Annotated in this window: 1 protein-coding gene; it reads left to right on the top strand. The window is 61.4% G+C overall.

Annotated features, from left to right (window positions below):
* Positions 1-601, top strand: a 601-nt coding sequence (locus NRB16_RS28965) for a beta-eliminating lyase-related protein (RefSeq protein WP_257107576.1), incomplete at both ends; no start/stop codon positions are given.

Below are 601 nucleotides of genomic sequence, written 5' to 3'. Positions count from 1 at the left end.
CCTGAATCGATCCGTGAAGTGGCGCTCAAGCGTCAGGATATCCACTATCCCAAACCCCGGGTCGTGACCCTGACCCAGGCGACGGAGGTCGGCGGTGTCTACCTGCCGGAAGAACTGCGGGCGATCAGCGCAACCTGCAAGGAACTGGGCCTGCATCTGCATATGGACGGCGCCCGGTTCTCCAATGCCTGCGCCTATCTGGACTGCTCACCTGCCGAGCTGACCTGGAAGTCGGGCGTCGATGTGCTGTGCTTTGGCGGCACCAAGAACGGCATGGCGGTGGGTGAAGCCATCCTGTTCTTCAACCATGATCTGGCCGAAGACTTCGACTATCGCTGCAAGCAGGCCGGGCAACTGGCTTCGAAAATGCGCTTCCTGTCCGCGCCATGGGTCGGGCTGCTGGAAAACGACGCCTGGCTCAAACATGCGCGCCATGCCAACCATTGCGCGCAACTGCTGGCCGAACTGGTCAAGGATATTCCAGGCGTGGAGCTGATGTTCCCGGTGCAGGCCAACGGCGTGTTCCTGCAACTCTCGGAACCGGCGATTGCCGCATTGACCGCCAGGGGCTGGCGTTTCTACACCTTCATCGGCAAGGGTG

The sequence above is a fragment of the Pseudomonas sp. LJDD11 genome (assembly GCF_024584215.1).
Lineage (GTDB): Bacteria > Pseudomonadota > Gammaproteobacteria > Pseudomonadales > Pseudomonadaceae > Aquipseudomonas.
This window is presented reverse-complemented; position numbering and strand designations above follow the sequence as displayed.